The sequence below is a fragment of the Sandaracinobacteroides saxicola genome, assembly GCF_014117445.1.
Lineage (GTDB): Bacteria > Pseudomonadota > Alphaproteobacteria > Sphingomonadales > Sphingomonadaceae > Sandaracinobacteroides_A > Sandaracinobacteroides_A saxicola.
The window spans coordinates 1,489,374-1,514,904 of sequence record NZ_CP059851.1 but is presented as its reverse complement, the minus strand read 5'-3'; the positions used below and the strand labels follow the sequence as shown (position 1 = coordinate 1,514,904).

Sequence of the window (25,531 nt, the reverse complement as noted above, 5' to 3'; positions counted from 1 at the left end):
TCAGAAGTCGAACCGAGCCTTGGCGTAGAGGTAGCGGCCGTTGATGCCGATGGGGGAGAGGATGTCGTAGGCGAGGTTGCCGGCGCCATTGATGTCGTCGATGCTGGGGGCGGGGTAATTGTCGAACAGGTTGTTGACGCCGACCGCCAGGCTCAATGCCGGGAGAATTTTCACCGCGACCTCGCCATCGACCTGCCATTCGGCGCCGAAATCTTGGCGGGGGGTGAAGCCGCCGCCGAAATCGAACTGCCGGGTGATGCCGCCGTAGCGGGTGCCGCGCCAGCTGCTGCTCCAGCGGTCGTTGGACCAGTTGACACCCAGGATCAGCTTGTTGCGCGGGGCGGCGGTGGTCAGCGTGTTGCGCTCCTCCAGGCCGATCAGGCCGCCGGAGATGCCGTTGGCGGCGAGCTGCGGCGGCGGCGGCGCGACGCGGCGGATGCTGTTCTTGGCATAGCTGTAGGCGGCGGACAGGTCCCATTTGCCTTCGAACTCGAAGGCGTAGCCGGCGACGATCTCATAACCTTCGGTCTTGAGGTCGACGGCGTTGGTAAAGAAGTTGATCGCGTCGAAGGTGCCGAGGCCGAGCGCCGTGCGCTGCGCCGGGGTGAGACCGGAGAGGTCGAAGCGTTCGGAAAGGGTGATGCGGTTGTCGATCAGGATGCGGAAGGCATCGACCGACAGGCGGAAACCGCCGGCGTTGGCGGTGAGGCCGCCCGAAAGGTTGAAGCTTTTTTCCGGGTCGAGCGGTTTGGCGCCGAGCGCCCGCGCCGCCGCGCTGTCCACCGGCAGGGTGGAGACGCGCCGCAGCTGTCCCCCGGCACCGAAGGTCAGGCTGGTGGAGGAGGCGCCGAGCTGGGCCAGCGCCGGTGCCTTGAAGCTGTTCGAGACGGAGCCACGCACCGCGAAGCCCGGTGCGAATTCCCATCGCGCGGCGCCCTTGCCGGCGACGCTGGTGCCGGCATCGTTGTAATGTTCGACGCGGCCGGCGACGTTCAGGAACAGCGTCTGCACCGGCTCCAGCGATAGGTCCACATAGCCGCCGACGACATCGCGGTTCAGGCTGCGGGCGTCGTCGGGTGTCAGGCCGGGGCCGGCCTGGGCGCCTGGTTGCAGGCCGAGTGAAGCGGGATCGGCGAGCGGCCCGACGGCGTAGGAGGCCGGGTCCCCGGCGGTCGATTTCCAGCTGTGGCGGCGATATTCCGCGCCGAACGCCACGGTCATCGGCCCGGCCATGCCGACATCGAACTCGCGGTTGGCGTCCAGGTTGACCAGGAACTGGTTGGAGCGCGCCTTCGACAGCAGGAAGGCGTTGGGGCTTTGGCTCCCCAGCGAATAGTTGATGCTGTCGGTCAGGCGATAGGTCAGCCAGTTGCTGCCGAAGCTGAGGCTGCCGTCCAGTGCCCAGCCGCCGGCCTCGCCCTTCACGCCCGCGGTCAGCGACAGGTCGCTGTTGCGGATGTTGGATTTGGGGCGGAAGCCATTGAGGCCGTCCGGCAGGTTGGGTGGCAGATAGTCATTGCCGTTGCCATCCACGATTACCGGCCAGCGGAAGAAGTTGGCGCCGATGGCTTTCCTGGTATGGCCGATGCCGAAGGCGTAGAAGGTGGCGTCGCCCAGCGGCAGTTCGCTGTTGAACCACAGGTGCCCGCCCTCGACACGCGGGTCGCCGACCTTGAACAGCCGCTGCCCGAAGAAGGGGAAGTTGCGCGGATCGGAATAGCTGCCGTTGGTCAGGAAATTGCCGCCCTGGTCGAAACCGGCGCGGTTGGTGCCCTGCTGGAACAGATAGTCGCCGCCCACGCTGATGAAGCCGCCGTTGGCCAGCGTGGTGCCGAACTTGCCCTCCACCAGCGCGGTCTGGCCGTCCTCGATCTGCTCGCCGATGACGCCGGGCTTGGTGACATTCAGGCCATAGGTGACGCCAATGCTGCCGCCGTCCTTCACCCGGTCGAGCTGGATGTTGATCACGCCGGCGATCGCGTCGCTGCCATATTGCGCGCCGGCGCCATCGCGCAGGATCTCGATGCGTCCGATGGCATTCAGCGGCAGGGTGTTGAAATCGACGGGTGCGGTGCCGCGGCCGACCTTGGTATCCAGGTTGGGGGTGGCGGTGGTGTGATAGCGTTTGCCGTTCACCAGCACCAGCGTCTGGTCCGGCGACAGGCCGCGCAGCTGCGCCGCGCGAACCGTATCGCCGGCGCCGCTGTTCGACTGGCGCGGAAAGTTGAAGCTGGGCGTCAGGTTCTGCAGCGCCTGCGCCACCTCGCCGCTGCTGCCGGCCTGCGTGAGGGCGGCGCTGCTCAGCACGTCAACCGGCACAGGGCTGTCTAGCACGGTGCGGTCGCGGGCGCGGGTGCCCGTCACGATGATGGTGTCGGCCTCCTCGACCGCCGCCTGCGGGGCTTGCGCCAGCGCCGGCGCCGCCACGCCAAGGCTGCTGACAGTCACCAACATTGCCGCTACACGAACGCTCGACATGGCAGACCCCTTCACAAAACCGTCATTGTTGCAGCGCGGCATAAAGCCGTCGCTCCGGCGTGGGAACCTGCTTTTTTTGCAGCCCGGCAAAGTTTCGCTTGTCCGGTCCTGAACCGCGCGGCACGCTGAGTGTCTGGCAGGCGGCCGCGGTTGCCGTCGGGATGGTCATCGGTGCCGGCATCTTCAAGACGAGCGCCAATGTCGCCGGGCTGGTGCCGGACGAGCGCTGGATCCTCGCGCTGTGGGGAGTAGGCGGCCTGTTGGCGCTTGCCGGGGCGCTCTGTTACGCGGAGCTGTCCGCCGCCTTCGCGCACAAGGGCGGTGACTATTGGTTTCTGCGCCAGGCCTATGGCCGCAGCGTCGCCTTCCTGTTCGCCTGGTCGCGCTTCGCCGTGATCTTCACGGCGTCCACCGCGCTGCTGGCGTTCGTGCTGGCCGACTATGTCGGTTCGGTGCTGCCGCTGGGGGACGCGGGGAAGGCGGCTGTTGCCGCCGGCGCGGTGCTGCTGCTGTCCTTCCTGAATCTGCGCGGCGTGCGGGTGGGGGCGAACACGCAGCTGGGACTGGTGGTGCTGGACATCGCGGCCCTGCTGCTGCTGGGCCTGGCGGCGGTGCTGACGGTGGCCGCCGGCACGCCGGCGGTAGTGCCGGGGATTGCGACACCCCCGGGCCTGTCGGCGCTGGGTGGTGCGGTGGTGTTCATCATGCTTGCCTATGGCGGCTGGAATGACGCCGCTACCCTGTCCAGCGAGTTGAAGGGCGGGCCGCGCCGCATGGTGCCGGCGCTCGCGGGCGGCATGGCGATGGTGACCGGGCTCTATCTGCTCGCGAACTGGGGCTATCTGAAGGTGCTGGGCGTGTCAGGGCTCGCCGCCAGCGCCGCGCCGGCGGCGGAAACCGCGGGACGGTTCTTCGGGCCGGTTGGCGAACTGGCGATGGTGGGGCTGGTGTCCGCCACGGCGCTGGCCGTGATGAACGCCCTGATCATCGTTGGCGGGCGGACGCTTTATGCCGCCGCCTGCGACCAGCCGCTGCTGGCGAAGCTCGCCGCCTGGGACGAGGCGAAGGGCGTGCCGCGTGCCGCCATCTATGTGCAGACGGTAATGGCGCTGCTGCTGATCGGCTGGGGCAGCCTGAACGGGCGCGGCTTCGCGCAGATGGTGGAGTTTCTGTCGCCGGTGTTCTGGCTGTTCCTGACGCTGTCCGCTGTTGCCCATATCGTGCTTCGTGTGCGGCAACCCGATGTGCCGCGGCCGTTCCGCACACCGCTCTACCCCCTGTTGCCGCTGCTCTTCGCCGGTTCCAGCGCAGGCATCCTGTTGTCCAGCCTGCTTTATGTCGGCATCCGAGGCGTGACGATCAGCTTTGGGGTGCTGTCGCTGGGCCTGCTGTTCCTGGCTGTCGCGAAACTTTCACAACCGCGGCCTTGAATATTGCGAGAATGACACAATTTGACAGGCATGAAAGGAATTTCCCCATGCTCAAATCCCTCCTGACCCGTATCGGCATCGGCGGCGCCAAGCTGGACGCCGTGCTCAACCAGGCCAGCGTGCGCCCCGGCGAGCGCCTGACCGGCACCCTGAACATCACGGCAGGGGAGGGCGGCAAGTCCGCCAGCCACGCGGAAGTGAAGCTGATGACGCGGGTGGAGCGAGACGATCATCTGGTGAACGCAACCATTGCCAGCGTGCGCATCCCCGGCCCGATCGCGCTCGACCGCAACCACAGCCTGCCGTTCGCCATCGACGTGCCGGCGCATACCCCGATCACCAGCTATGGCGGCCGCAGCATCGTGTGGGTGGCAAGCGAACTGGACGTGCCGATGGCGCTCGACCCCAGCGACATCGACCGGCTGGAAGTGACGCCTTCGCCCGAACAGGCGAATGTGATCGCCGCGATGGAGGCACTGGGCTTCCGCCTGTGGAAAACCGATGTCGAGGCGCGATCGGCCTGGTTCGGCCGGCCGTTCGTGCAGGAATTCGAGTTCAAGCCCGTGCAATGGGGCGGCCGCTTCGACGAGATCGAGCTGGTGTTCGAGGGCCTGGCGCCGGGCCGCGCCGACCTGCTGGTGCAGCTGGACCGCGCGGCGCGCGGGCTTGGTGGCATGCTGCGGGAGATGAGCGGCACCGACGAAAGCTGGCACCGCATCCGCGTGAATGCCGAAAGCCGTGACCGGGCGATGGCCGACCTGCGCGGCCTGCTGGTGCCGGTCGCCTAACCGAAAAATCCTAAAACGGCGTCCTGCCGGTTTCCCGACCCGGCTCTTCAGCGATGAAGGGCCGGGTCTCGTCATGCTCGGCCGCCACGCGGCGGGCGCTGCGGCGGGGCAGGGTACGGGACAGGATCAGCAGGCCGGCGAGCGCGGCGGCCAGCGAGCCCATATAGACGCCGAGCTTCACCGGCGTCGCCAGCGCCGGATCGGCGAACGCCAGCTTGCCGATGAACAGGCTCATGGTGAAGCCGATGCCCGCCATCGCGCCCAGGCCGATGATGTGGATGGGTTTTCCGGGCAGCGGCGCCCCGATCAGTCGCGCGGTCAGCAGGGTCACCAGGGTGATGCCGATGGGCTTGCCCAATGCCAGCCCGGCCGCGATGCCCAGTGCCACGGGGTGGCCGAGCGCCGCGCCGAAACCGCCGGTCAGCGAAGCGCCCGCCGAGGCCAGCGCGAACACCGGCATCACCAGGAACAGCACATAGGCGCGCAACCCGTGCTCGGCGGCATGCAGCGGCGCGCCGCCATCCCGGTCCCGCAGGGGAATCGCGACCGCGGTCAGCACGCCCGCCATTGTCGGGTTCACGCCGCTGTTCTGCACCGCCACCCACAGCGGCAGGGCGAGCAGCAGGTAGAGGCCGAGCCGCCCCGATTGCATCCGGTTGAGACCGAGCATCAGGGCAAAAACGCCCCCCGCAACCGTCAGCCAATCCCAGTGCAGCGCGCCGCTGTAGGCGAAGGCGACGATCAGGATCGCCCCCAGATCATCGATGATCGCCACCGCGAGAAGAAAGGCCTTCAGCGCCGCCGGCACCCTGCTGCCGAGAAGCGCCAGCACACCGAGCGCGAAGGCGATGTCGGTGGCGGCCGGGATGGCCCAGCCATGGGCATAGGGCGCGCCGGCGACAACCACGAAAATCAGCGCCGGCACCGCCATGCCGCCGACCGCGGCGGCGAAGGGCAGGGCGGCGGCGCGCCGGTCCGCCAGCGCCCCTTCCAGCAGCTCCCGCTTCAGCTCCAGCCCCGCGAACAGGAAAAACACGGCCATCAGCGCATTTTTCACCCATTCCGCCAGCGTCATGCGGATCGCGGCGGCGCCGAAACCGACAAACGCCTCGGTCTTCAACAGCGCCGCATAGCCTTCCGCCCAAGGCGAATTGGCGATGACCATCGCCGCCGCCGCCGACAGCAGCAGCACGATGCCGGGGATTGCCTCGGCAGGCAGGCGGAGGAAGCGTTGCGGCATGATGCCATCGATAGCGGGCGATGCCGCGAAAGCCTATCCCCGTGGCCGTCCGTGCGGCTAAAGCAGCGGGATGCTGATCGATTCCCATTGCCACCTCAATTATCCCGGGCTGGTCGAGGACGCGCCCGGCGTGCTGGCGCGTGCACGGGAGGCGGGCGTGCAGGCGATGATCTCGATCGCGACCAAGCGTCATGAATGGGAGGCGGTGATCGCCGGCGCCGATGCCAACCCCGATGTCTATGCCACGGTCGGCATCCACCCGCACGAGGCCGACAGCCACCCTGACATCGACGCCGCCCGCCTGACGGAGGCGGCGGCACATCCGCGTGTGATCGGCATCGGCGAGACCGGCCTCGACTATTATTATGACAAGTCCGACCGGGCGCGGCAGCAGGCGAGCTTTCGCGCCCATATCGCCGCGGCGCGCGCGACCGGCCTGCCGCTGATCGTCCATACCCGCGACGCCGAGGCTGACACCGCTGCCATCCTGGCCGACGAAATGGGGCAGGGGACCTTCACCGGTGTGATCCACTGCTTTACCGCCAGCGCCGACTTTGCCGCCAAGGCGCTGGCACTGGGCTTCTACATTTCCCTTTCCGGGATCTTGACTTTCAAGAATGCCAGGGATTTGCAAGGCATTGCGAAGACCCTGCCGCAGGACCGGTTGCTGGTGGAAACCGACGCGCCCTTCCTTGCGCCCGTCCCCGTGCGCGGGAAGGTCTGCGAACCCGCGCATGTCCTGCACACCGCGCGTTTCCTGGCCGATCTGCGCGGCCAGGCCATTGATGAACTGGTCGCGGCAACCGGTGCCAACACCCTGCGCCTGTTCGGGAAAATGGCCGCGTGAAGGTCACCATGCTGGGCAGCGGAACGTCATCCGGCGTGCCCCGCCTGGGGCCGGACTGGGGGGCCTGCGACCCGGCGAACCCCAGGAACCGGCGCCGCCGCGTGTCGATCCTGGTGGAAACGCCGCGGGTGCGCGTGCTGGTCGATACCGGTCCCGACCTGCGCGAGCAGCTGCTCGATGCCGGTGTCACCCATCTGGATGCCGTGTTGTTCACGCATGACCATGCCGACCATTGCCATGGGATCGACGACCTTCGCGCCATCTTCCATGCCATGCGCCGGCCGGTCGATTGCTGGATGCACCCGGCGACCGCGCGCCGCATCACCAGCCGCTTCCGCTATGTGTTCGAGGGGAGGGAGGGTTATCCGGCGACCTGCGTGGCGCATGAACTGCCAGGGGAACTGATGCTGGGCGACCTTGGCATCCGCTGGTTTCCGCAGCGGCATGGGCCGATCCACAGCACCGGGTTTCGCTTCGACTGGCGCGGGCACGCCGTTGCTTATTCAACGGATACCAATGGCCTGGATGAGCCCGTGTTTGCATTGCTTGAAGGTCTGGACCTGTGGATTGTCGATGCGTTGCGCCGCGAGCCGCATCCGACCCACGCGCATGTCGGACAAACGCTCGGCTGGATCGAGCGTGCCAAACCGGACGCTGCATGGCTGACGCATATGGACCAGTCGATGGATCACGACACGCTGCTGGCTGAACTTCCTGTCGGCGTGACGCCGGGCTATGACGGTCGCGTGTGGGAGGTTTCGCATGCTTGAATCGCTGATCTTCCTGTTGATGGCGCTGGCGCTCATGCTCTGGTGGAACAAGGGGCTCTTCGCGCGCCTGGGTGCCGGCGGGACGCTGCGGCTGCTGCTGATCTGGGGCTGCATCTTTGTCGCCGGCGTTCTGCTGGTGCAATTGATCGGCGTGCCGGAACGCTGGCAGCAACCGGGTGACCGTGCGCCGCAGAGCGCAAGGCTGTCGCCGTGACGATATCGTCTCTTAACATAATATAGATTATCAGATTGACTGAGCGATGACCACAGCTTCCGCCCTTGTCGCTGTCGAACGCCTGGTTGCCATCATGGCACGCCTGCGTTCCCCTGGCGGCTGCGAATGGGATCGGGCACAGGATTTCGCCTCGATCGCGCCCTATACGATCGAGGAAGCCTATGAGGTGGCCGACGCCATCACCCGCGGTGACATGGCCGAGCTGTGCGACGAACTCGGCGACTTGCTGCTGCAAGTGGTGTTCCATGCCCGCATGGCCGAGGAGGCAGGCGCCTTCACCCTCGCCGACGTCGCCGACGCCATCTGCGCCAAGATGGAACGCCGCCATCCGCACATCGTCGGCGCCGCCAGCAACAATCCGGATGCCGACACCGTCAGGGCAACCTGGGAAAGCATCAAGGCCGCGGAAAAACCCCGGGACAGCGTGCTGGATGGCGTGGCAAGCGCCCTGCCCGCCCTGATGCGCGCCCAGAAAATTTCCGCCCGCGCCGCGCGAACGGGTTTCGATTGGCCGGATGCCGCAGGCGCATTGGCAAAGGTTCACGAGGAAATCGAAGAGCTTGAGACTGCAACTTCAAACAGCGCGCGCGCCGAGGAAGCCGGCGACCTGCTGTTCGCCGCGGTTAACTATCTGCGCAAGCTGGATATCGACGCCGAAACCGCCCTGCGCGATGCCACGGCGAAATTCGAACGCCGCTTCCGCGCCATCGAGGCCACGCCCGGCTTCGCAACCCTGCCGCTCGACGCACAGGAAGCACTTTGGCAGGCCGCAAAGGCACGGCTCAGCGGGCGTGGGTCAAAGTCCGGCTGACCCGCGGCACCCCGAGCACGAGGCCGAGGCCCGGCACCCTTTCCGCCATCCGCCACGCCAGTGCGGCGCCGACAGCGGTCAACAGCACCAGCAATGCAAACTCGGCCGCCACCGGCAGTGCTGCCGGCCGGAGCTGCCAGGCGATGATGATGATCAGGGTCTGGTGGACGATGTAGGCGGGAAAGACCGCGCGGGTCAGGGGTTCACGCCAAGGATGGTCATGGTTCCAGAAGCGCCAGGCGAAACCGAGCAGGCCGGTGATCGCACTCCATTCCTGCACCGCACGGCCGGCACGGGCAATGGCGAGCGCAGCGCCGCCGATATCATCAGGCAACGCCCAGATCGCCGCCCAGATCGCAACTGACAGGGTAAGCAGAAACGCCCACAACCGTGACAGCCGGTCGAACAGCGCGGTGTCGCGCGCGGCCAGAAAGCCCAGCCATAGGCCGCGTGACCATAGACATCATCGAACAGCGCATGGGTTTCGCCGAACGCGGGCTTCAGTACGACACGGGTAAACACCAGCCATGGCAGGGGCAGCAACAGGAACAAGGCCGGGCGGGTGACAAAGGCAAGGCGGGCGGCAAATGTCGGCATCAGCCGAAGCATGGCCGCAAGCAGCAGCGTATAGACCAGCAGATAGGCGACGAACCAGAGATGGTTCCATGTGGGGGTGACGAGGCATTGCCCTGCCCTGCACCAATCGCCGCTGCCGGTGACATAGCGCCACCAGAAATCCTGCGTGGCCGCTGGGCCGGCGAGGTCCAGCAGTTGATAATAGGTCTGCGGCGGCACCACGACCAGCATGCCGAAGAACAGGGGCCAGAACAGGCGGTGGAAGCGCCGCACCATCAGTTGTGCCGGCGCCAGGCGATCGGCCATGAACCGGGTCGCAATGCCGGAAATGACGAACAGCAGGCCCAGACGCCAAGGGTTCACCAGCAGCATGAGCGGCTCGGCGGCCGTGCTGGCAGCAGGGCTTTTGATGTGCCAATCCCACGTCACATAATACATGCCACAATGGTAAAGAATTAGTAGCGCGAAGGCGCCGATTCGCAGCCAATCCATGGCATAATATCGCTGGCGGTCGTGTCGCATGGCATCCTCCGTGCAGGCAGCAGATCATGCGTTTGACTTTTGTGGCCAATGATATTCCACTGAAGGCGGCCATGGTGGGACAAGCGGGGACTCGACGTGACAAACGGGGGCGACCTGGTGACGAACGGGGACCGGCCTTACAAGGCCGTGCTGACGATCGGTGTGGCGCTGATTCTGTTCGTCGCTGTCTCGATCAGCTCGATGTGGACGGAAATCGCGCGGGGAGAGATGGCCGGTCCCCTCTGGATGCATGCCACCTGGGAGATCAGCAGCCTGATCGCAATGCTGCCGCTGCTGCTGCCGGCGGCGCGCATCGCGTGCCGCATCGAGCCCTGGCCCCTGGCTCGCCGCATCGCCGCCCATGTCGTGCTCAGCATCGCTTTCAGCCTGCTGCACAGTGGCGGCATGGTGCTGATCCGGAAGGCGGTACACAGCTGGATGGACAGCGACTATCGCTTCCTTGAGGACGGTGCGCTGCTGGTGTTCTTCTATGAATGGCGCAAGGATGCACTCGTCTATGCCGCGCTGGTCGTGCTGCTCGGCTGGCTGCGCGCGCGTGCCCCGGTGCGGGAAGCGCCGGCGCGGCTGGCCTTTGCCGTCGGCGGCGTCACCCACCTGATCGGGCCGCATGAAATCCGCCTTGTGAAGGCCGCCGGTAACTATTGTGAGCTGATCCTGGACGGGCGCACGCTTCTGGTACGCTCAACGCTGGGCGCCATGCTGGCCCGGCTTGCGCCGTTCGGTTTCCGGCGGGTGCATCGCGGCGTGCTGATCCACCCGTCGCGCATCCGTGCGCTTGCCGCCACGGCCTCCGGCGATACCCGTGCCACGCTTGACGATGGCGATATGCTGCTGATCAGCCGCCGCTATCCGTTGCCGCGGTGACATATGCCGGTAAAGTGAGCATGCAAAAGTGCTGCATGCTTCGCTCCGCACCTTTCGTCGCCCCGGTTGCCGCCATGGTCGCGCTGCTCACCGGTTCCCCCGCTGCCGCCTGGAGCGGCATGGGCCACCGCGTTTCGGGCATGATCGCCGAACGCTATCTGGATTCGCGGGCCCGCGCGGGCGTGAAGGCCATCCTGGGCGTTGAAAGCGCCGCCGAGGCTTCGACCTGGGCCGATTTCATGCGTTCCGACCCATCCGAATTCTGGCAGAAGACCGCCAGCCCCTGGCATTATGTCACCGTGCCGGACGGCAAGACCTACGCCGAGGTCGGTGCCCCTCCCGAAGGCGATTCGGTCACTGCGCTGCAACGGTTCAGCGCCACCGTGCGCGACCGCAACGCCCCCCTCGCCGACCGGCAACTGGCGCTGCGATTCATCATCCACATCGTGGGAGACCTGCACCAGCCGCTGCATGTCGGCAACGGGCGCGACCGCGGCGGCAACGACGTGCGCGTGGAATTCTTCCGCAAACCCACCAACCTGCACGCGGTGTGGGACGATGACCTGGTGGAGAATGAGGGCCTGAGCTTCAGCGAAAAGGCGAAATGGCTCAGCGAGAAGATCACGCCGGCGCAGGCGAAGGCATGGCAAACCGCCGACCCGCTGGTCTGGATCGCCGAAAGCCAGGCACTGCGCGACGCCACCTACCCGCCGCCGATGCCGAACGCCGCGCCGGGCACCGTGCCCAACCTGCGCTTCGACTATGTCTTCCAGCACCAGGGCACGGTCAACCTGCGTCTCAGCCAGGCCGGTGTGCGCATAGCCGCCTATCTCAACCAGCTCTTCGCGCGCTGAAGGCAGCCTCAGGCCGCGATCGTCTTGAACTTGGCGTAAAGCGCATCGCTCAACCGCACGTCCAGCGTCAGCATCCCCTCATCCTCACCCTCCCCCACCACCTGGCCGTGGCGGTGCAGCCAGGCGCGGCGCAGGCCATCCGCGGGATGGAGTTCGATGTGGCGGATGCGCGCCAGCCCGCCCAGCGCCCGCGCCAGCGTCGCCCGCAGCGCGTCCACGCCCTCCCCTGTCACCGCGCTGATGCCCGCCGCATCGTCACGCGTCGCCAACCGGGCGTCCAGCGCCGCCCGCGCCTCCGCATCCAGCAGATCGATCTTGTTCAGCACCTCGAACAGCGGTGCCGTCGCCGCCCCGCCAGTCACGCCCAAATCCGCCAATACGCCCATCACGTCCGCCGCCTGCGCATCGCTGTCGGGATGGGCGATGTCGCGCACATGCACGATCAGGTCGGCCTCGATCACTTCCTCCAGCGTGGCGCGGAACGCCGCCACCAGCTGCGTCGGCAGGTCGCTGACAAAGCCCACCGTGTCCGACAGGATGACCTTGTCCACGCCGGGCAGGCTGATCGCACGCATCGTCGGATCGAGCGTCGCGAACAACAGGTCCTCCGCCATCACGTCCGCGCCGGTCAACCGGTTGAACAGGGTGGATTTTCCGGCGTTGGTGTACCCCACCAGCGCCACCACCGGCCAGGGCGCCTTTTGCCGCCGCTTGCGGTGCAGCGTGCGGGTGCGCGTCACTGCCGCCAGCTCGCGCTTCAATCCTGAAATGCGGTCGCGCAGCAGGCGGCGGTCGGTCTCGATCTGCGATTCGCCCGGTCCGCCCAGAAAGCCGAAACCGCCGCGCTGCCGCTCCAGGTGGGTCCAGGCGCGCACCAGCCGCCCGGCCTGATATTCCAGATGCGCAAGCTCCACCTGAAGGCGGCCCTCGTTGGTCGCCGCGCGGTTGCCGAAAATCTCCAGGATCAGCCCCGTCCGGTCGATGACCTTGGCCCCCAGCGCCTTTTCCAGATTCTTCTGCTGCACGGGCGTGACACTGGCGTCCACCACGACCACCTCGGCCTCGGTCGCCGCCACGCTCGCCGCCACCCGTTCCACCTGTCCGGGGCCGATCAACGTTGCCGGCACCGGTTTCCTCAGCTTGATGACGCTGGCGTCACGCACGTCCAGCCGGATCGCTGCGGCCAGCCCCACCGCCTCGGCCAGGCGCGCCTCCGCATCGCGCGCATCGGGCGCCCCGCGGTCGACATGCACCACCAGCGCGGGGGAGCCGAAGCTTACCCCGCGTTCCGGGTCGAACCCCTTCGCTGAAACCAGCTCGACTATTCGCCGTCATCCTTCTCGGCATCGAACAGCTGCAACGGTCCGGCCGGCATCACGGTGGAAATCGCGTGCTTGTACACCAACTGCGAATGTCCATCGCGGCGCAGCAGCACCGAGAAATTGTCGAACCAGGTAATCACACCCTGCAACTTCACGCCGTTTACCAGGAACATCGTCACCGGCGTCTTCTGCTTGCGGACGGCATTCAGGAACACATCCTGAAGATTGTTGGCCTTGTCAGCCATGGCGGTCAGCCTTTCATTCTTGGCCGGCGACTTGGGCCGGCACCCGCGCCGTTGCCCGACGTCGGCACATGGCAGACGCAACCGGGGTCACGCTGCAATGCGGCATCAACGTAGCGATTGCTGGCGGATTCTCAAGCGTCCAACTCATCGCCGTCGCGGTCGCCTTCCGAAAGCCCCAGCGCCTTCAGCTTGCGGTGCAGTGCCGAGCGTTCCATGCCGATGAAGGCGGCCGTGCGGCTGATGTTGCCGGAAAAGCGCCGGATCTGCACCTTCAGATATTCGCGCTCGAACGCTTCGCGCGCCTCCCTGAGCGGCGTGCCCATGATCGATTTCGCCGCCTTGTCCGGCAGCAGCGCCGCCGGCTCCGCCGTCACCTCGGCGGGCAGCATGTCCAGCTCGATGCGCTCCACCCGCGCGGTCGGCGCCAGGATCAGCGTGCGTTCGATCACATTGCGCAACTGCCGCACATTGCCCGGCCAGCCATAGGCCTGCAACGCCGCCAGCGCGTCGTCGCTGATCCCCGGAGTCGCCACACGCCGCTCGGCCGACAGCCGCGCCACGAAATATTCCACCAGCCGGCCGATATCCTCCCGCCGTTCGGACAGCGGCGGCAGACGCACCGGCACCACGTTCAACCGGTAATACAGGTCCTCACGGAACCGCCCGTCGGCGATCTCCCGCGTTAGGTCGCGCGCCGAGGCGCTGACCACGCGCACATCCACCCGGATGTTGCGCGTGCCGCCCACCCGCTGGAAACTCTGGTCGGTCAGCACGCGCAGGATTTTCGCCTGGGTGGTCAGCGGCATGTCGGCCACTTCGTCGATGAACAGCGTGCCGCCATCGGCCTGCTCGAACAGGCCGGCGCGAAGCAGCGCACTGCCCTCCTCCCGCCCGAACAGTTCCTCCTCCACCCGCTCCGGCGTCATCCGCGCGGCGGCCACCACCACGAACGGCCGCGTCGCCCGCGACGACCATTGGTGCAGCAGTCTGGCCGCCACCTCCTTGCCGCTGCCCGCCGGGCCACTGATCAGCACGCGGCTGCCCGTTGCCCCCACCCGCTTGATCGTCGCGCGCACCGCGTTGATTGCCTGGCTGGTGCCGGTCAGCTCATCCTCCAGCCCCGCCAGCACCCGCAACTCGCTGTTTTCCCGCCGCAACCGCTCGGTCTCGGTCGCCCGCGCCACCGCCAGCAGCAGCTGGTCCGCCTGGAACGGCTTCTCGATGAAGTCATAGGCACCGCGCTTGATCGCCGCCACCGCCGTGTCCAGGTTGCCGTGGCCCGAAATGATCAGCACCGGCAGGCTGGGATCGGTCGCCTTGATGCTGTCCAGCAGCTCCAGCCCATCCAGCTTCGATCCCTGCAACCAGATGTCCAGGATCACCAGCGCCGGGCGCCGCTCCGCCAGCGCCGCCAGCGTGCCGTCGCTGTCGGCGGCGGTGCGCGGGCGGTAGCCCTCATCCTCCAGCACCCCGGCGATCAGGCTGCGGATGTCGGCCTCGTCATCAACGACCAATATGTCGAGCGGCATCAGGCATCGGCTCCTGCGGTTTGCGGGGTGTGGGGCACGACCGGCGAGTGCAGGTCGAACTGCATGCGCGCGATGGCCCCACCTTCGGGGCGGTTCAGCAGGGTCAGCTGCCCGCCATGATCCTCGACGATGCGCTTGACGATGGCCAGGCCCAGCCCGGTCCCCCGCGCGCGCGTCGTGACATAGGGTTCGGTGATGCGATCATGCAGCTCGGCGGGAATGCCGGGCCCATTGTCGCGCACCTCGATGCACAGCTGCGCCCGGTCGCCGCTGACATGTACGCTTACCATGCCGCGCTCTTCCGCCGTGGTGCCAATGGATTCGGTGGCGTTCTTCACCAGATTGGCCAGCGCCTGACCAATCTGCCGGCGGTCGCAAACAAAGGGCGGCAGGGGCTCATCCACTTCCAGCCAGAAGCGCACATGCGGCGCTGCCACCTCCGCCAGGAACAGCGTCTGCCGCGCGATCTCGCCCACCGATTCCTCGCGGAACTGCGGCCGCGGCGCGCGTGCGAAGCTGCTGAACTCATCCACCATCCGCCTGAGGTCGCCCACCTGCCGCACGATGGTGTCGGTCAGCCCGGCAAAGGTTTCCGGATCCTCCACGATCTGCCGGCCATAGCGCCGCTGCAACCGCTCGGCCGACAGCTGGATGGGCGTCAGCGGGTTTTTGATCTCGTGCGCGATCCGCCGCGCCACGTCGCTCCACGCCGCCCGCCGCTGGTCCGCCAGCTGCTGCGAAATGTCGTCGAAGGTCAGGATATAGTTCTGCGCGCTGCCGACATTGCCGGTCAGCCGCACCGCCAGTGTCTGCGTCTCGCTGCCGCGCGCGATCACCACCTCGCCCGCCGCCAGCCCGGCGCTGTGCGCGGTATCCAGCATGCCCGCCAGCTCGGGCACCGCGTCGGCCAGCGGCGCGCCCACCAGCGTCGCCACATCCTTCTGCAGCAGCGTCGCCGCGCTCTGGTTCGCCAGCCGGATAATGCCTTCATGATCGATCGAAAGCACCCCCGCCGACACGCCTGCCAGCACCGCCTCGATAAAGCGCCGCCGGTTGTCCGACTGCGTGTTCGCTCCCACCAGCGCATTCTGCTGCGCCTTGATCTGCCCGGTCATGCGATTGAACGCGCGCGCCAGCACGCCGATCTCGTCGTTCATGCCCTTCACCGGCACCCGCACCTCGAAATCGCCGGCCCCTACCCGCTCGGCCGCCTGCGCCAGCCGGCCGATCGGCGCCACCAGCCGGTTCGCCAGCCACAGCGCGAACCAGATCGACGCCGCGACGATCAGCAGCGAGACCACGATCAGCACGAGCGCGAAACGCCACTGCAAGGCCCGGCTGCGCTCGGTCAGCGCCTTATAGTCGGACAGCGCCGTCTGCGTCCGCGCCACCTGCTCCAGCACGCGCGGCTCCACCCGCCGGCTGACATAGACATAGACCGGCGCGGTCGGATCCAGCCGCACCACCGCCTCCACCCGGTCGCGCGCCGAAGCAACGACCTGCGCCTCCCCCACCCGCGCGCCCGACAGGTCGAGCGCCCGCATCCGTGCCTCGAACGGCTGCATGTCCAGGGATACCTGCGCGATTAGCTCCAGCCGCGTCGGCGTGGCGCGGAACACCGCCGCCTCGGAGAGGTTGCGCGCCGCCACCTGGAAGGCCAGCCCGTCGCGGAAGCTCGCCGACCCCACCCCATAGTCCACAGCATAGCCGCGCACGTCGCGGCCCAGCGCGATGATGTCGTCCAGGATGCGGCTCTTGTTCTCCTCGACATAGGCCTGCGCCACGCGATCGGCGTTATCCAGCACGGTCTTGGCACGGTCGGAAAACCAGAACTGCACCCCGAACTGGAACAGCAGCGCGGCGAACACCACCACCAGGATCGTCGGCACCGCCGCCATGCTGGCGAACAGCGCCACCAAGCGCACATGCAGCTGCGCGCCGGCGATGCCCTGCCGCCGGTTGCTCACCAGGATCGCCACCCGGCGCGCGATCAGCACCAACAGCGCGATCAACGGCACCAGGTTGGCCAGCAGCAGCGCGGCGATCAGCGGCGGATCGAACCCCACCGCCGGCGCGCGCTTGCCGGTCAGCACGGCATAGCTGGCAATCCCCATCAACAGCGCCAGCAGCGCCAGCCCCAGCTCCAGCCGCGGATAGAAATCACCCGCATTGGCCCAGCGCGCCACCCGCCGCCGCCACTGCCGCCACACCACCGCGCGCCGCCGCGCGGGCGTCGTCTCACGCGAGGGAACGACCGAAGCCATGGCAGTGAACTAGCAGAGAACCGTGGCGAAAGAAACACAGTCCGTGGCCTCAAGGCAACGGAAGGCCGCGGCTCAGCCGCCGCGCGCCGGCTCCACGCCGCGCTCGGTCAGCAGCTTGCGCAGCGTGTTGCGGTTCACCCCCAGCAGTTTGGCCGCCTTCAACTGGTTGCCGCGGGTCAGCGCCAGCGCGGTTGCCAGCAGCGGCCGCTCGAACTCCGCCAGCAGCCGATCGTACAGCCCGTCCGGCGGCAGGGACGGCCCGATGTTGGCCGCCAGCCACCCCTCCACCACCTCGGCCAGGCTGCCACCGCGCGCCGGCGTCGCCACCGGTGCGCCGCCATCCTGCGCCAGCCACATCGCCGCGACGCCCGCGGTGATCACCTCATCACGCGCCAGCGCCGCCAGCCGCCGCATGGCATTTTCCAGCTCCCGAACATTCCCAGGCCAGGGTTGCGCCGCCAGCCAGGCAAGCGCATCGGGCGCCAGATGCTTGCGCGGCAGGCCTTCCGCCACCGCCCGGTCCAGGAAATGCCGTGCCAGCTCGCCGATGTCATCGCCCCGCGCGCGCAGCGGTGGCAGGCGCACGGGCACCACATTCAACCGGTAATAAAGGTCCTCGCGGAACTGCCCGGCATCGATCAGCCGCCCCAGATCCTTGTGCGTCGCCGCCACGATCCGCACATCGGCCTTCAGCGTCCGCGTGCCGCCGACGGTGGTGAACTCGCCCGATTGCAACACCCGCAGCAGGCGAGTCTGCGCGTCCATCGGCATGTCGCCGATCTCGTCCAGGAACAGCGTGCCGCCCTGGGCCTGTTCGAATTTGCCGCTTGCCCGCGCCGCCGCGCCGGTAAAGGCGCCGCGCTCGTGACCGAAAAGCTCGGATTCGATCAGCTCGCGCGGGATCGCCGCCATGTTCAGCGCCACGAACGGCCCGGTGCGCCGCGCGCCCAGATCGTGCAGCGCGCGCGCCACCAGCTCCTTCCCCGTGCCGCTCTCCCCCAACACCATCACCGTCAGGTCGGTGGGCACCACCCGCGCCATCGTGCGATAGACATCCTGCATCGCGGCGCTGCGCCCGATCATCGGCAGCCGCTCCGCCGTCGCCTGCGCTTCGACCGGCCGCTCCGCCCGGCTGCCCGCGACCGCGGCGGCCACCGCGCGCGTCAGCTCATCCAGGTCGAACGGCTTGGGCAGATAATCGAACGCCCCCTGCTCGGTCGCCCGCACCGCGGTCGAGAGCGTATTCTCCGCGCTCATCACGATCACCGGCAGCCCGGGGCGCTTCGCATGGATCAGGGGAATCATGTCCAGCCCGTTGGCGTCGGGCAGAATCACGTCGCTGACGACCGCGTCGCCCACACCCTCCTCGATCAGCTTCCACAACCCCGCCGCGCTGTCGGTCGTCCGCACCGCATGGCCGGCGCGCAGCAGCGCCTGCCGCACCACCGTGCGGATGGCGGCGTCATCGTCGCACACGATCACCACGCTGTCGTTCACGCTTGCCCTTTCCCCACCGGCAGCAGCACCCGGAACAACGTCCGGCTGCCGCGCCGTTCAAACTCCACCACCCCGCCATGGTCGCCCGCGACCTTCGCCACCAGCGCCAGCCCCAGCCCGGAACCGCCGCGTTTCGAACTGACGAACGGATCGAACATATGGTCCGCCACCGCCGGCGGCGGCCCGGCCCCCTGGTCGATCACGCACACCTCCAACGGCAGGGAGATCCGCTCCTTCCCTCCCGGCGCCGCCACCCGCAGGCCATGGCGATAGGCCGTCGTGATCTCGATTTCGCCATTTTTCGGTGAGGCTTCCGCGGCATTCTTCAGCAGGTTCAGGAACAGCTGCACCAAGGCATCGCGGCTGCCCAGCACCGGCGGCAAGGAGGGATCATAGCGTTCGCGGATGCTCAGGCCGCGCGCGAACCCCGTCTCCGCCAGCTTGCGCACATGAGAAAGGATGGCGTGGATATTCTCCGGCTGCGGCCGCCGCGGGCGGGTGTCGGTGAAGCCCTCCATCCGGTCGATCAGTGTCGCCACCCGGTCCACCTCGCTCACGATCAGTCCGGTCAGCTCGCGCGTTTCGGCGTCTGCGCCATGATTCAGCAGTTGCGCCGCGCCCCGGATGCCCGACAGCGGATTCTTGATCTCGTGCGCCAGCATCGCCGCCACGCCCACCGCCGAGCGTGCCGCCCCCGCCTGGCCCATCTGCCGGTCGACCATCGCCGTCACCGCGCGCGGCTGCAACGCCAAGGTCAACCAGCCCGGCGCATCGGGCACCGCCCCCACCATCACGTCCGCGCGGGAACGGCGGCCGCCGATGAACACCACATCCAGGTCATAGGCGGCGATGCCACTCCCGCCGGCGCGGGCCTCCGCCAGCACCGAGCGCAACGGGCTGTCCGGCGGAAGCTGCGCATCCCAGCCCCGCTCCGCCAGCTGCCCCTGGGAGGCGTTCAGGAAGGTTTCGGCCGCGGTGTTGGCCAGCGCCACCTGGCCGTCGGGGTCGAGCAGCAGCGTCGGGATGGGCAGCGCATTCCAGATGTCGAGCGGCAGCGGCAGGCTCATGCCGCGATGGCCAAGGCCGCGCCCCCATCCATGACGCGGGCATAGAAATCACGCAGCATGGCAAGCACCATCGCGGGATCGCCCACGAAGTTCACCTTGTTGCGGAATTCCGCCGATCCCGGCAGGCCCTTGGTGTACCAGCCCAGATGCTTGCGTGCCAGATTGACCCCGGTGTCCCTGCCGTAGAGTTCGAGCATCAACCCATAATGCTCGACAATCAGGGCATATTGCGCCGCCAGCGCCGGCGCCGGCCGCCTTTCGCCGCGCGCCAGCCAGGCCATGGCCTGCCCCAGCAGCCAGGGTTTGCCATAGGCACCCCGCCCGATCATCACGGCGTCCGCACCGGACTGCTCGAGCGCCACATCGACATCGTCCAGCGTGCAGATGTCGCCATTCACCACCACCGGCAGGCGCACGGCCTCCTTCACCCGCCGCACGAACGCCCAGTCCGCGCTGCCCGAATAGAGCTGATTCCGCGTCCGGCCATGCACCGTGATCATCCGCACGCCCAGATCCTCGGCAATGCGCGCCAGCTCGGGTGCGTTCAGGCTGTCATGGCACCAGCCCATCCGCATCTTCAGCGTCACCGGGCAATCCACCGCTTTCACCGTTGCATCAATCAGCTGTGCCGCCAGTTTAAGATCCCGCATCAGGTGCGAGCCGGCCTGCCCGTTGACGATTTTCTTCACCGGGCAGCCCATGTTGATGTCGATGATCGCCGCGCCCCTGTCGCGGTTCAGCTTCGCGGCCTCCGCCATCACCCGCGGCTCGCACCCCGCCAACTGCATCGAGACCGGCGCCTCGCACGGGTCCCAGGCCGCCTTGTGCAGCGACTGCCGGGTTTCGCGCACCATGGCTTCGGAGGCGATCATCTCGGTCACGGTCAGCCCGGCGCCGAACCGCTTCACCAGTGTCCGGAACGGCCGGTCGGTGACGCCCGTCATCGGCGCCAGGATCACCGGCTCGTCGATGGTCACAGGCCCGATGTGAATGGGTTTCAGGCGCGTCATGGTCCCTGCTCAAAAATCAGGCACGGCCCGTATCGCAATCGCCGCTTTTCGGCAAGCAGCCTGCCCGCTATTCCCCGCGCATGCACACCGCCGCCCTGATTGTCGCCGCCGGTCGCGGCACCCGCGCCGGGGGGGCCTTGCCGAAACAATATCAGCCGCTCGCCGGCGCTCCGGTCATCGCCCATGCGCTCGCCGCCTTCGCCCGGCACGCGCGTGTCAGCCACCTCCACGCCGTCATCGCGCCCGAGGACGAAGCGCTGTTCTTGAACGCGGCGAACGGCTTCAATGTCACGCACTCCCCCGGCGGTGCCACCCGGCAGGACAGCGTCCGCCTCGGCCTCGCCGCCCTGCCCGCCCACATCACCCATGTGCTGATCCATGACGCCGCCCGCCCCTTCGTGCCCGCCGACATGATCGACCGCATCCTCGACGCCCTTGAAACCCACCCCGCTGCCCTACCCGTCCTCCCCATCGTCGACAGCCTGCGCACCGGTGACACGCTGATGACCGGCGAAATCCCGCGCGATACGCTCTGGCGCGCCCAGACGCCCCAGGGCTTCGAGCTTGCCGCCATCCGCGCCGCACACGCCGCGGCTGCGCCCGGCCATACCGACGACGCCGCCATTGCCCACGCCGCCGGGCTTGCGGTCGCGCTCGTTCCGGGCGACGAGCACGCCATGAAACTCACCCACGCCGCCGATTTCGCCCGCGCCGCCGCCCTGCTTCCCACGCGCACCACCTCCGGCACTGGTTTTGACGTCCACCGTTTCGGCCGTGGCGACCATGTCTGGCTGTGCGGCGTGCGCGTGCCGCACAGCGCCGGCGTCATCGGCCACAGCGATGCCGACGTCGCGCTCCACGCGCTGACCGACGCCATCCTGGGCGCCATCGGCGACGGCGACATCGGCACCCATTTCCCGCCATCCGACCCGCAGTGGAAAGGCGCCTCCTCCGACCGTTTCCTCGCCCATGCCGCCGGCCTGGTGTCCGCCCGCGGCGGCGTCATCGACCATGTCGACCTGACGATCATCGCCGAGGCACCCAAGGTGGGGCCGCACCGTGCCGCGTTCACCGCCCGCCTCGCCGAAATCCTCGCCGCCCACGCCCCGCTCATCAGCGTCAAGGCCACCACGACCGAGAGGCTCGGCTTCACCGGTCGCGGCGAAGGCATCGCCGCCCAGGCCATCGCCACTGTCACCCTGCCACGATATTCGCTATAGCCGCGCCCCATGACCGACCCCGAAATCGCCGCGCTGGCGCAGCGCGTCATCGCTGAAAACCGTGCCGCCGGCCGCTGCCTCGCCACCGTCGAAAGCTGCACCGGCGGCATGGTCGCCGCCGCGCTGACCGATGTTCCGGGCAGCAGCGAGGTGTTCGAGCGCGGCTTCGTCACCTATTCCAACGACGCCAAGGTCCAGTCCGTCGGCGTCTCCCGCGACATCATCGACAGCCTCGGCGCGGTCAGCGAGGCCACCGTCTGGGCCATGGCGCAGGGCGGCATCCGCCACAGCAACGCCGACGTCGCCGTCGCCATCAGCGGCATCGCCGGGCCGGGGGGCGGCAGCGAGAAGAAGCCCGTTGGCATGGTCGTCTTCGCCCGTGCCATCCGCGGCCTCGATGGCCCGGCGGTCGCCGATGTCCGCCAGTTCGGCGACCTCGGCCGCGCCGAAATCCGCCGTCAGGCAACGCTCGTGGCGCTTGAACTGCTGCTGCCGTAAAGCGCCACCGCGCGCGCCTCGAAACTCGCCACCATGCGCTTCAATGCCTCGTGGAAGAATGCCCCGGCAAGCCGCTCGAACAGCTTGCTTTTGAACTCAAACGCCACATCGAAACTCAACCGGCAGCCGCCGTCATCACCTGCCTCGAACCGCCAGTCGTTGCGCAGGAACTTCAGCGGGCCGTTGATATACTCTACCCGAATGGCGCTCTTGGGTTCCAGTGCCACGCGGCTGGTGAACGTCTCCCGCAGCTGCCGGAACCCCACCGACATGTCCGCCAGCATCACCGCGCCGTCGTTGGACCGGATACGGGTCGCCGCGACCCAGGGCAGGAACTCCGGATAGCGTTTCACGTCCGCCACCAGGTCGAACAGCTGCTCGGGAGTCCATGGCAGCGTCCGCGTCTCGCTATGCCGTGGCAAGGCCGGCCTTCTCCAGCTGCGCCCGCCGCGCCGCCTGCATCTTCGCGAAATCCGCGCCGGCATGGTAACTGCTGCGCGTCAGCGGGCTGGCCGCCACCAGCAGGAACCCTTTCGCCCGCGCGATCGCCGCATAGCTGGCAAAGGTCTTCGGCTCGACGAACGCCACCACCTTCGCGTGGCGCGGCGTCGGTTGCAGATACTGGCCGACAGTCAGGAAATCGATGCCGGCCGATCGCATGTCGTCCATCACCTGGTGCAGCTCCTGGCGCTCCTCGCCCAGCCCCACCATCACGCCGGACTTGGTGAAAATCCCCGCGTCCAGCCCTTTCACCGTCTCCAGCAGCCGCAGCGAATGATAGTATCGCGCACCCGGCCGGATCGTCGGATACAGCCGTGGCACCGTCTCCAGATTATGGTTGTACACGTCCGGCCCCGCAGCGACGATCGCCTTCACGGCGTCCATCGACTTGTTGCGGAAATCCGGGGTCAATATCTCGATGGTCGTCTTTGGCGCGCGCTTGCGCAATTCCTCGATCACCCGCACGAACTGCCGCGCGCCACCGTCGAGAAGGTCGTCTCGGTCGACGCTGGTGATGACGATATGCTCCAGCCCCAGCTCGCCGGCGGCCTCCGCCACATGCACCGGCTCCAGCACGTCCACCGGCCCCGGCATGCCCGTCTTCACATTGCAAAAGGCACAGGCGCGGGTGCAGGTATCGCCCAGGATCATCACGGTCGCATGCTTCTGCGTCCAGCATTCGCCGATATTGGGGCAGGCCGCTTCCTCGCACACGGTATTCAGGTTCAGCCGACGCATCAGCTTGCGCGTCTCGGCGAATGCCGGCGATGTCGGCGCCCGCACCCGCAACCAGTCGGGCTTTCGCGTGCGGATCAGGGGAAGCGTCTCGTTCATCCCCGCCATCTATGCCCTGCCCCGCCAATGCGCAATGCGACCAAGCCACACCCCTCTCGCGCAGCGTAGCGGACAGCGGGAGGGGTGGGTGGAACAGGCTCAAATCCCCCGAAAGGTCGCGAAATCCTCCACCGGTGCCCGCCGCGTCCGGAACTGGTTCGCCGGATCGTCCATGTCCGCATAGCCAATCGACATGCCGGTGAACAGCATCCGCTCCGGCGGGGTGCCCAGGAAATCACCGATGGTCTTGGGATAGATCGCCCAGCATTCCTGCGGGCAACTGTCCAGTCCCTCCTCCCGCAGCAGCAGCATCACCGATTGCAGATACATGCCCAGGTCGCTCCACTGCGGCGGCCCCATGCGGCGATCCACCGTGCAGAACAGCGCCAGCGGCGCGCCGAAAAACTGGAAATTGCGCGCGAACCACATCATCCGTGCCATCTTGTTCTCGCGCGGAATCCCCAGCGCGCCATACAGGTCCTCCCCCACCTGATAGCGATAGCTCTTGTACGGCTCGGCCAGCTCCCTGGGATAGATGTCATATTCCGTCGGCTCACCCGTCGGCTGCTCCGGCACCCGCTTCGCCATGATCGCCTTCAGCGCATCCAGGTCGGCGCCCCCCACCACATCGATATGCCAGGGCTGAAGGTTCCCGCCCGAGGGCGCCCGCGCCGCCGTCTCCAGCACGCGGCGGATCACCGCCCCCTCCACGGGCCGGTCCAGAAACCCCCGCACCGACCGCCGCGTGTTCAGCGCCTCGCTCACATTCATTTCAGTTCCCCGGGTTGTTACCGCACCTGCGATTGCATAGGTTGCCACCATGCTGTCCAGCCTCCCAAATCTGCTGACACTCTCGCGCATCCTCGCGGTGCCGCTGCTCGTGCTGCTGATGTGGGATGCCGGCTGGCTCGGCTACCTGCTTGCCTTCATCCTGTTCACCATCGCCGGCATCACCGATTATTTCGACGGCTGGCTCGCCCGCTCGAACGGCACGGTCAGCAAGCTGGGCGTGTTCCTTGACCCCATCGCCGACAAGATCATGGTCGCCGCCATCATCGTCATGCTGATCCACAACGGCATGATCCACGGCATCCACATGCTCGCCGGCCTGATCATCCTGCTGCGTGAAATCACCATCTCCGGCCTGCGCGAGTTCCTGGCGACCGCCCGCGTCAGCGTGCCGGTCTCGGCGCTCGCCAAATGGAAAACCACCTTTCAGATGGTGTCGCTGGGCGCGCTCATCCTCGCCGGCTCCACCGAAAGCTGGTGGCCGGCGCTGCCCGCGCTGCAGGTCGGCCTCATCAGCCTGTGGGCCGCGGCGCTGCTGACGCTGGTGACGGGCTGGGATTATCTGCGCGTCGGCCTGAAACACATGACCGAGGAGGCGCCATGATCCGCCTCCTCTACTTCGCCTGGGTGCGCGAACGCATCGGGCTGGAGCAGGAAGACCTGCCGCTCGCCGAACCCACGCGGCTCGGCGCGCTGTTGGCAACCCTTGCCACCCGCACCCCTGGCCACGCCGCCGCGCTCGCCGAACCGGAAAAACTGCGCTTCGCCGTCAACCAGGATTTCGCGGACGCTGAAACCTTCCTCCACCCCGGCGACGAACTCGCCCTCTTCCCCCCCGTCACCGGCGGATGATCACAATCCGCGTCCAGCCGGGCCCCTTCGACCTCGCTACGGAAACCACCGCACTCACCGCCGGCCGCACCGACATCGGTGCCATCGTCAGCTTCACCGGCCTGGTGCGCGATCACCCCCTCACCCTCGAACACTACCCCGCCATGACCGAAAAGGCGCTCCACCGCATCGCCAATGAAGCCACCGCCCGCTGGCCGCTCCACGGCCTCACCATCATCCACCGCTTCGGGCCCCTGCTCCCCGCCGACCCCATCGTCCTGGTGCTGACCGCCAGCGCCCACCGCGCCGCCGCCTTCGAAAGCGCGATGTTCCTGATGGACTGGCTGAAAACCTGCGCACCCTTCTGGAAAAAATCCCCCGAAGGCTGGGTAGAGGCGAAAACCGACGATGACGCCGCTGCGCAACGCTGGCACTCTCCCCTCCCCTTCAGGGGAGGGGCAGGGGGTGGGGAAATCATGTCATAGCGA

Annotated in this window: 27 protein-coding genes and 1 pseudogene; 13 read left to right on the top strand and 15 right to left on the bottom strand. The window is 67.6% G+C overall.

Going from position 1 to position 25,531, the window contains the following annotated elements; genetic code table 11:
• Both H3309_RS07580 and H3309_RS07575 read right to left on the bottom strand, forming a co-directional pair.
• Positions 1 to 2,448 carry a TonB-dependent receptor plug domain-containing protein gene (locus H3309_RS07580; RefSeq protein WP_182298151.1) on the bottom strand — a complete coding sequence of 816 codons (2,448 nt, stop codon included), beginning with the start codon at positions 2,446 to 2,448 and terminating at the stop codon, positions 1 to 3.
• Positions 2,449 to 2,500: 52 nt separating this feature from the next.
• Complete coding sequence (locus tag H3309_RS07575; protein ID WP_182298150.1) at positions 2,501 to 2,647, bottom strand: hypothetical protein; 147 nt, start codon at positions 2,645 to 2,647, stop codon at positions 2,501 to 2,503.
• Here H3309_RS07575 and H3309_RS07570 point away from each other — a divergent pair.
• On the top strand, positions 2,640 to 3,908 hold the full coding sequence (locus H3309_RS07570) for an APC family permease (protein WP_182298149.1): 1,269 nt from the start codon (positions 2,640 to 2,642) through the stop codon (positions 3,906 to 3,908). The genes H3309_RS07575 and H3309_RS07570 overlap by 8 nt on opposite strands.
• A gap of 47 nt (positions 3,909 to 3,955) precedes the next feature.
• The gene (locus H3309_RS07565) at positions 3,956 to 4,696 is read left to right on the top strand and encodes a sporulation protein (protein WP_182298148.1); all 741 of its coding nucleotides are present in this window, start codon (positions 3,956 to 3,958) and stop codon (positions 4,694 to 4,696) included.
• A gap of 10 nt (positions 4,697 to 4,706) precedes the next feature.
• On the opposite strand, the gene nhaA is transcribed toward H3309_RS07565, so the two are convergent.
• On the bottom strand, positions 4,707 to 5,936 hold the full coding sequence (nhaA, locus tag H3309_RS07560; RefSeq protein ID WP_182298147.1) for a Na+/H+ antiporter NhaA: 1,230 nt from the start codon (positions 5,934 to 5,936) through the stop codon (positions 4,707 to 4,709).
• A gap of 70 nt (positions 5,937 to 6,006) precedes the next feature.
• Between nhaA and H3309_RS07555 the strand changes: the two genes are divergently transcribed.
• Genes H3309_RS07555 through mazG form a run of 4 tightly spaced genes read left to right on the top strand, consistent with a single transcriptional unit; the run spans position 6,007 to position 8,599 of the window.
• Positions 6,007 to 6,783 (top strand): TatD family hydrolase, encoded by a 777-nt coding sequence (locus H3309_RS07555; protein WP_182298146.1) that lies wholly within the window; start codon positions 6,007 to 6,009, stop codon positions 6,781 to 6,783.
• Positions 6,780 to 7,553: an MBL fold metallo-hydrolase gene (locus H3309_RS07550; RefSeq protein ID WP_182298145.1), complete on the top strand. Its 774-nt coding sequence runs from the start codon at positions 6,780 to 6,782 to the stop codon at positions 7,551 to 7,553. Before H3309_RS07555 ends, H3309_RS07550 begins: the two co-directional genes overlap by 4 nt.
• Positions 7,546 to 7,767: a hypothetical protein gene (locus tag H3309_RS07545; protein WP_182298144.1), complete on the top strand. Its 222-nt coding sequence runs from the start codon at positions 7,546 to 7,548 to the stop codon at positions 7,765 to 7,767. The genes H3309_RS07550 and H3309_RS07545 overlap by 8 nt, the downstream gene beginning before the upstream one ends.
• A gap of 46 nt (positions 7,768 to 7,813) precedes the next feature.
• Positions 7,814 to 8,599: a nucleoside triphosphate pyrophosphohydrolase gene (gene mazG, locus H3309_RS07540; RefSeq protein ID WP_182298143.1), complete on the top strand. Its 786-nt coding sequence runs from the start codon at positions 7,814 to 7,816 to the stop codon at positions 8,597 to 8,599.
• Here the strand turns inward: mazG and H3309_RS07535 are convergent.
• Together H3309_RS07535 and H3309_RS07530 are read right to left on the bottom strand one after the other, a co-directional pair.
• Positions 8,571 to 8,879 carry a hypothetical protein gene (locus H3309_RS07535; protein ID WP_182298142.1) on the bottom strand — a complete coding sequence of 103 codons (309 nt, stop codon included), beginning with the start codon at positions 8,877 to 8,879 and terminating at the stop codon, positions 8,571 to 8,573. The genes mazG and H3309_RS07535 overlap by 29 nt on opposite strands.
• The gene (locus H3309_RS07530) at positions 8,795 to 9,667 is read right to left on the bottom strand and encodes an acyltransferase family protein (protein ID WP_182298141.1); all 873 of its coding nucleotides are present in this window, start codon (positions 9,665 to 9,667) and stop codon (positions 8,795 to 8,797) included. Before H3309_RS07530 ends, H3309_RS07535 begins: the two co-directional genes overlap by 85 nt.
• Before the next feature lie 126 nt (positions 9,668 to 9,793).
• On the opposite strand from H3309_RS07530, the gene H3309_RS07525 reads away from it, so the two are divergent.
• Together H3309_RS07525 and H3309_RS07520 are read left to right on the top strand one after the other, a co-directional pair.
• Positions 9,794 to 10,582, top strand: a complete 789-nt coding sequence (locus tag H3309_RS07525; RefSeq protein ID WP_182298140.1) for a LytR/AlgR family response regulator transcription factor — start codon at positions 9,794 to 9,796, stop codon at positions 10,580 to 10,582.
• 74 nt (positions 10,583 to 10,656) lie between these two features.
• Entirely contained in the window at positions 10,657 to 11,436 is a 780-nt protein-coding gene (locus H3309_RS07520) for a S1/P1 nuclease (protein ID WP_207791574.1), read from the top strand.
• Between the two features lie 8 nt (positions 11,437 to 11,444).
• Here H3309_RS07520 and hflX read toward each other — a convergent pair whose 3' ends face one another.
• The 7 genes and pseudogenes from hflX to dusB form a co-directional block, all read right to left on the bottom strand.
• Positions 11,445 to 12,692, bottom strand: coding sequence for a GTPase HflX (gene hflX, locus H3309_RS07515; RefSeq protein ID WP_243453877.1), 1,248 nt, complete (start codon positions 12,690 to 12,692; stop codon positions 11,445 to 11,447).
• An 80-nt stretch (positions 12,693 to 12,772) separates the two neighbouring features.
• Positions 12,773 to 13,003 (bottom strand): annotated as a pseudogene (gene hfq / locus H3309_RS07510) (RNA chaperone Hfq); the annotation flags it as partial.
• Positions 13,004 to 13,134: 131 nt separating this feature from the next.
• On the bottom strand, positions 13,135 to 14,532 hold the full coding sequence (ntrX, locus tag H3309_RS07505) for a nitrogen assimilation response regulator NtrX (RefSeq protein WP_182298137.1): 1,398 nt from the start codon (positions 14,530 to 14,532) through the stop codon (positions 13,135 to 13,137).
• A complete protein-coding gene (locus tag H3309_RS07500) occupies positions 14,532 to 16,796 on the bottom strand; it encodes a sensor histidine kinase NtrY-like (RefSeq protein WP_182298136.1) in 2,265 nt (754 codons plus the stop codon). The genes ntrX and H3309_RS07500 overlap by 1 nt, the downstream gene beginning before the upstream one ends.
• Positions 16,797 to 16,868: 72 nt before the next feature.
• The gene (ntrC, locus tag H3309_RS07495) at positions 16,869 to 18,293 is read right to left on the bottom strand and encodes a nitrogen regulation protein NR(I) (RefSeq protein ID WP_182298135.1); all 1,425 of its coding nucleotides are present in this window, start codon (positions 18,291 to 18,293) and stop codon (positions 16,869 to 16,871) included.
• On the bottom strand, positions 18,290 to 19,360 hold the full coding sequence (locus tag H3309_RS07490; protein WP_182298134.1) for a two-component system sensor histidine kinase NtrB: 1,071 nt from the start codon (positions 19,358 to 19,360) through the stop codon (positions 18,290 to 18,292). The genes ntrC and H3309_RS07490 overlap by 4 nt, the downstream gene beginning before the upstream one ends.
• Positions 19,357 to 20,370 carry a tRNA dihydrouridine synthase DusB gene (gene dusB / locus H3309_RS07485; RefSeq protein WP_182298133.1) on the bottom strand — a complete coding sequence of 338 codons (1,014 nt, stop codon included), beginning with the start codon at positions 20,368 to 20,370 and terminating at the stop codon, positions 19,357 to 19,359. The genes H3309_RS07490 and dusB overlap by 4 nt, the downstream gene beginning before the upstream one ends.
• A gap of 80 nt (positions 20,371 to 20,450) precedes the next feature.
• On the opposite strand from dusB, the gene H3309_RS07480 reads away from it, so the two are divergent.
• Complete coding sequence (locus H3309_RS07480; protein ID WP_182298132.1) at positions 20,451 to 21,590, top strand: bifunctional 2-C-methyl-D-erythritol 4-phosphate cytidylyltransferase/2-C-methyl-D-erythritol 2,4-cyclodiphosphate synthase; 1,140 nt, start codon at positions 20,451 to 20,453, stop codon at positions 21,588 to 21,590.
• Positions 21,591 to 21,599: 9 nt separating this feature from the next.
• The gene (locus H3309_RS07475; RefSeq protein ID WP_182298131.1) at positions 21,600 to 22,088 is read left to right on the top strand and encodes a CinA family protein; all 489 of its coding nucleotides are present in this window, start codon (positions 21,600 to 21,602) and stop codon (positions 22,086 to 22,088) included.
• Here H3309_RS07475 and H3309_RS07470 read toward each other — a convergent pair.
• The 3 genes from H3309_RS07470 to H3309_RS07460 all read right to left on the bottom strand — a co-directional run bounded on the left by H3309_RS07470 (position 22,049) and on the right by H3309_RS07460 (position 24,194).
• Entirely contained in the window at positions 22,049 to 22,510 is a 462-nt protein-coding gene (locus H3309_RS07470; RefSeq protein ID WP_182298130.1) for a type II toxin-antitoxin system RatA family toxin, read from the bottom strand. The two genes, H3309_RS07475 and H3309_RS07470, sit on opposite strands and share 40 nt — an antisense overlap.
• Positions 22,497 to 23,423: a lipoyl synthase gene (gene lipA / locus H3309_RS07465; protein ID WP_182298129.1), complete on the bottom strand. Its 927-nt coding sequence runs from the start codon at positions 23,421 to 23,423 to the stop codon at positions 22,497 to 22,499. The genes H3309_RS07470 and lipA overlap by 14 nt, the downstream gene beginning before the upstream one ends.
• A 99-nt stretch (positions 23,424 to 23,522) precedes the next feature.
• A complete protein-coding gene (locus H3309_RS07460; protein ID WP_182298128.1) occupies positions 23,523 to 24,194 on the bottom strand; it encodes a nitroreductase in 672 nt (223 codons plus the stop codon).
• Positions 24,195 to 24,246: 52 nt separating this feature from the next.
• Between H3309_RS07460 and pgsA the strand changes: the two genes are divergently transcribed.
• From pgsA to H3309_RS07445, 3 genes are read left to right on the top strand one after another with little or no spacing between them, the layout of a single operon-like run.
• Complete coding sequence (gene pgsA / locus H3309_RS07455) at positions 24,247 to 24,816, top strand: CDP-diacylglycerol--glycerol-3-phosphate 3-phosphatidyltransferase (RefSeq protein WP_182298566.1); 570 nt, start codon at positions 24,247 to 24,249, stop codon at positions 24,814 to 24,816.
• Positions 24,813 to 25,064 (top strand): molybdopterin converting factor subunit 1, encoded by a 252-nt coding sequence (gene moaD / locus H3309_RS07450; protein WP_182298127.1) that lies wholly within the window; start codon positions 24,813 to 24,815, stop codon positions 25,062 to 25,064. Before pgsA ends, moaD begins: the two co-directional genes overlap by 4 nt.
• Positions 25,061 to 25,528 (top strand): molybdenum cofactor biosynthesis protein MoaE, encoded by a 468-nt coding sequence (locus H3309_RS07445; RefSeq protein ID WP_182298126.1) that lies wholly within the window; start codon positions 25,061 to 25,063, stop codon positions 25,526 to 25,528. The genes moaD and H3309_RS07445 overlap by 4 nt, the downstream gene beginning before the upstream one ends.
• Positions 25,529 to 25,531: the final 3 nt, after the last annotated feature.

Excerpts from the sequence above, each read along its gene's own strand:
- H3309_RS07570 (WP_182298149.1), top strand. The coding sequence starts at position 2,640 with ATGGTCATCGGTGCCGGCATCTTCAAGACGAGCGCCAATGTCGCCGGG.
- H3309_RS07575 (WP_182298150.1), bottom strand. The coding sequence starts at position 2,647 with ATGACCATCCCGACGGCAACCGCGGCCGCCTGCCAGACACTCAGCGTG.
- H3309_RS07565 (WP_182298148.1), top strand. The coding sequence starts at position 3,956 with ATGCTCAAATCCCTCCTGACCCGTATCGGCATCGGCGGCGCCAAGCTG.
- nhaA (WP_182298147.1), bottom strand. The coding sequence starts at position 5,936 with ATGCCGCAACGCTTCCTCCGCCTGCCTGCCGAGGCAATCCCCGGCATC.
- H3309_RS07555 (WP_182298146.1), top strand. The coding sequence starts at position 6,007 with ATGCTGATCGATTCCCATTGCCACCTCAATTATCCCGGGCTGGTCGAG.
- H3309_RS07545 (WP_182298144.1), top strand. The coding sequence starts at position 7,546 with ATGCTTGAATCGCTGATCTTCCTGTTGATGGCGCTGGCGCTCATGCTC.
- mazG (WP_182298143.1), top strand. The coding sequence starts at position 7,814 with ATGACCACAGCTTCCGCCCTTGTCGCTGTCGAACGCCTGGTTGCCATC.
- H3309_RS07530 (WP_182298141.1), bottom strand. The coding sequence starts at position 9,667 with ATGGATTGGCTGCGAATCGGCGCCTTCGCGCTACTAATTCTTTACCAT.
- H3309_RS07520 (WP_207791574.1), top strand. The coding sequence starts at position 10,657 with ATGGTCGCGCTGCTCACCGGTTCCCCCGCTGCCGCCTGGAGCGGCATG.
- ntrX (WP_182298137.1), bottom strand. The coding sequence starts at position 14,532 with ATGCCGCTCGACATATTGGTCGTTGATGACGAGGCCGACATCCGCAGC.
- H3309_RS07500 (WP_182298136.1), bottom strand. The coding sequence starts at position 16,796 with ATGGCTTCGGTCGTTCCCTCGCGTGAGACGACGCCCGCGCGGCGGCGC.
- H3309_RS07490 (WP_182298134.1), bottom strand. The coding sequence starts at position 19,360 with ATGAGCCTGCCGCTGCCGCTCGACATCTGGAATGCGCTGCCCATCCCG.
- dusB (WP_182298133.1), bottom strand. The coding sequence starts at position 20,370 with ATGACGCGCCTGAAACCCATTCACATCGGGCCTGTGACCATCGACGAG.
- H3309_RS07480 (WP_182298132.1), top strand. The coding sequence starts at position 20,451 with ATGCACACCGCCGCCCTGATTGTCGCCGCCGGTCGCGGCACCCGCGCC.
- H3309_RS07475 (WP_182298131.1), top strand. The coding sequence starts at position 21,600 with ATGACCGACCCCGAAATCGCCGCGCTGGCGCAGCGCGTCATCGCTGAA.
- lipA (WP_182298129.1), bottom strand. The coding sequence starts at position 23,423 with ATGAACGAGACGCTTCCCCTGATCCGCACGCGAAAGCCCGACTGGTTG.
- H3309_RS07460 (WP_182298128.1), bottom strand. The coding sequence starts at position 24,194 with ATGAATGTGAGCGAGGCGCTGAACACGCGGCGGTCGGTGCGGGGGTTT.
- moaD (WP_182298127.1), top strand. The coding sequence starts at position 24,813 with ATGATCCGCCTCCTCTACTTCGCCTGGGTGCGCGAACGCATCGGGCTG.
- H3309_RS07445 (WP_182298126.1), top strand. The coding sequence starts at position 25,061 with ATGATCACAATCCGCGTCCAGCCGGGCCCCTTCGACCTCGCTACGGAA.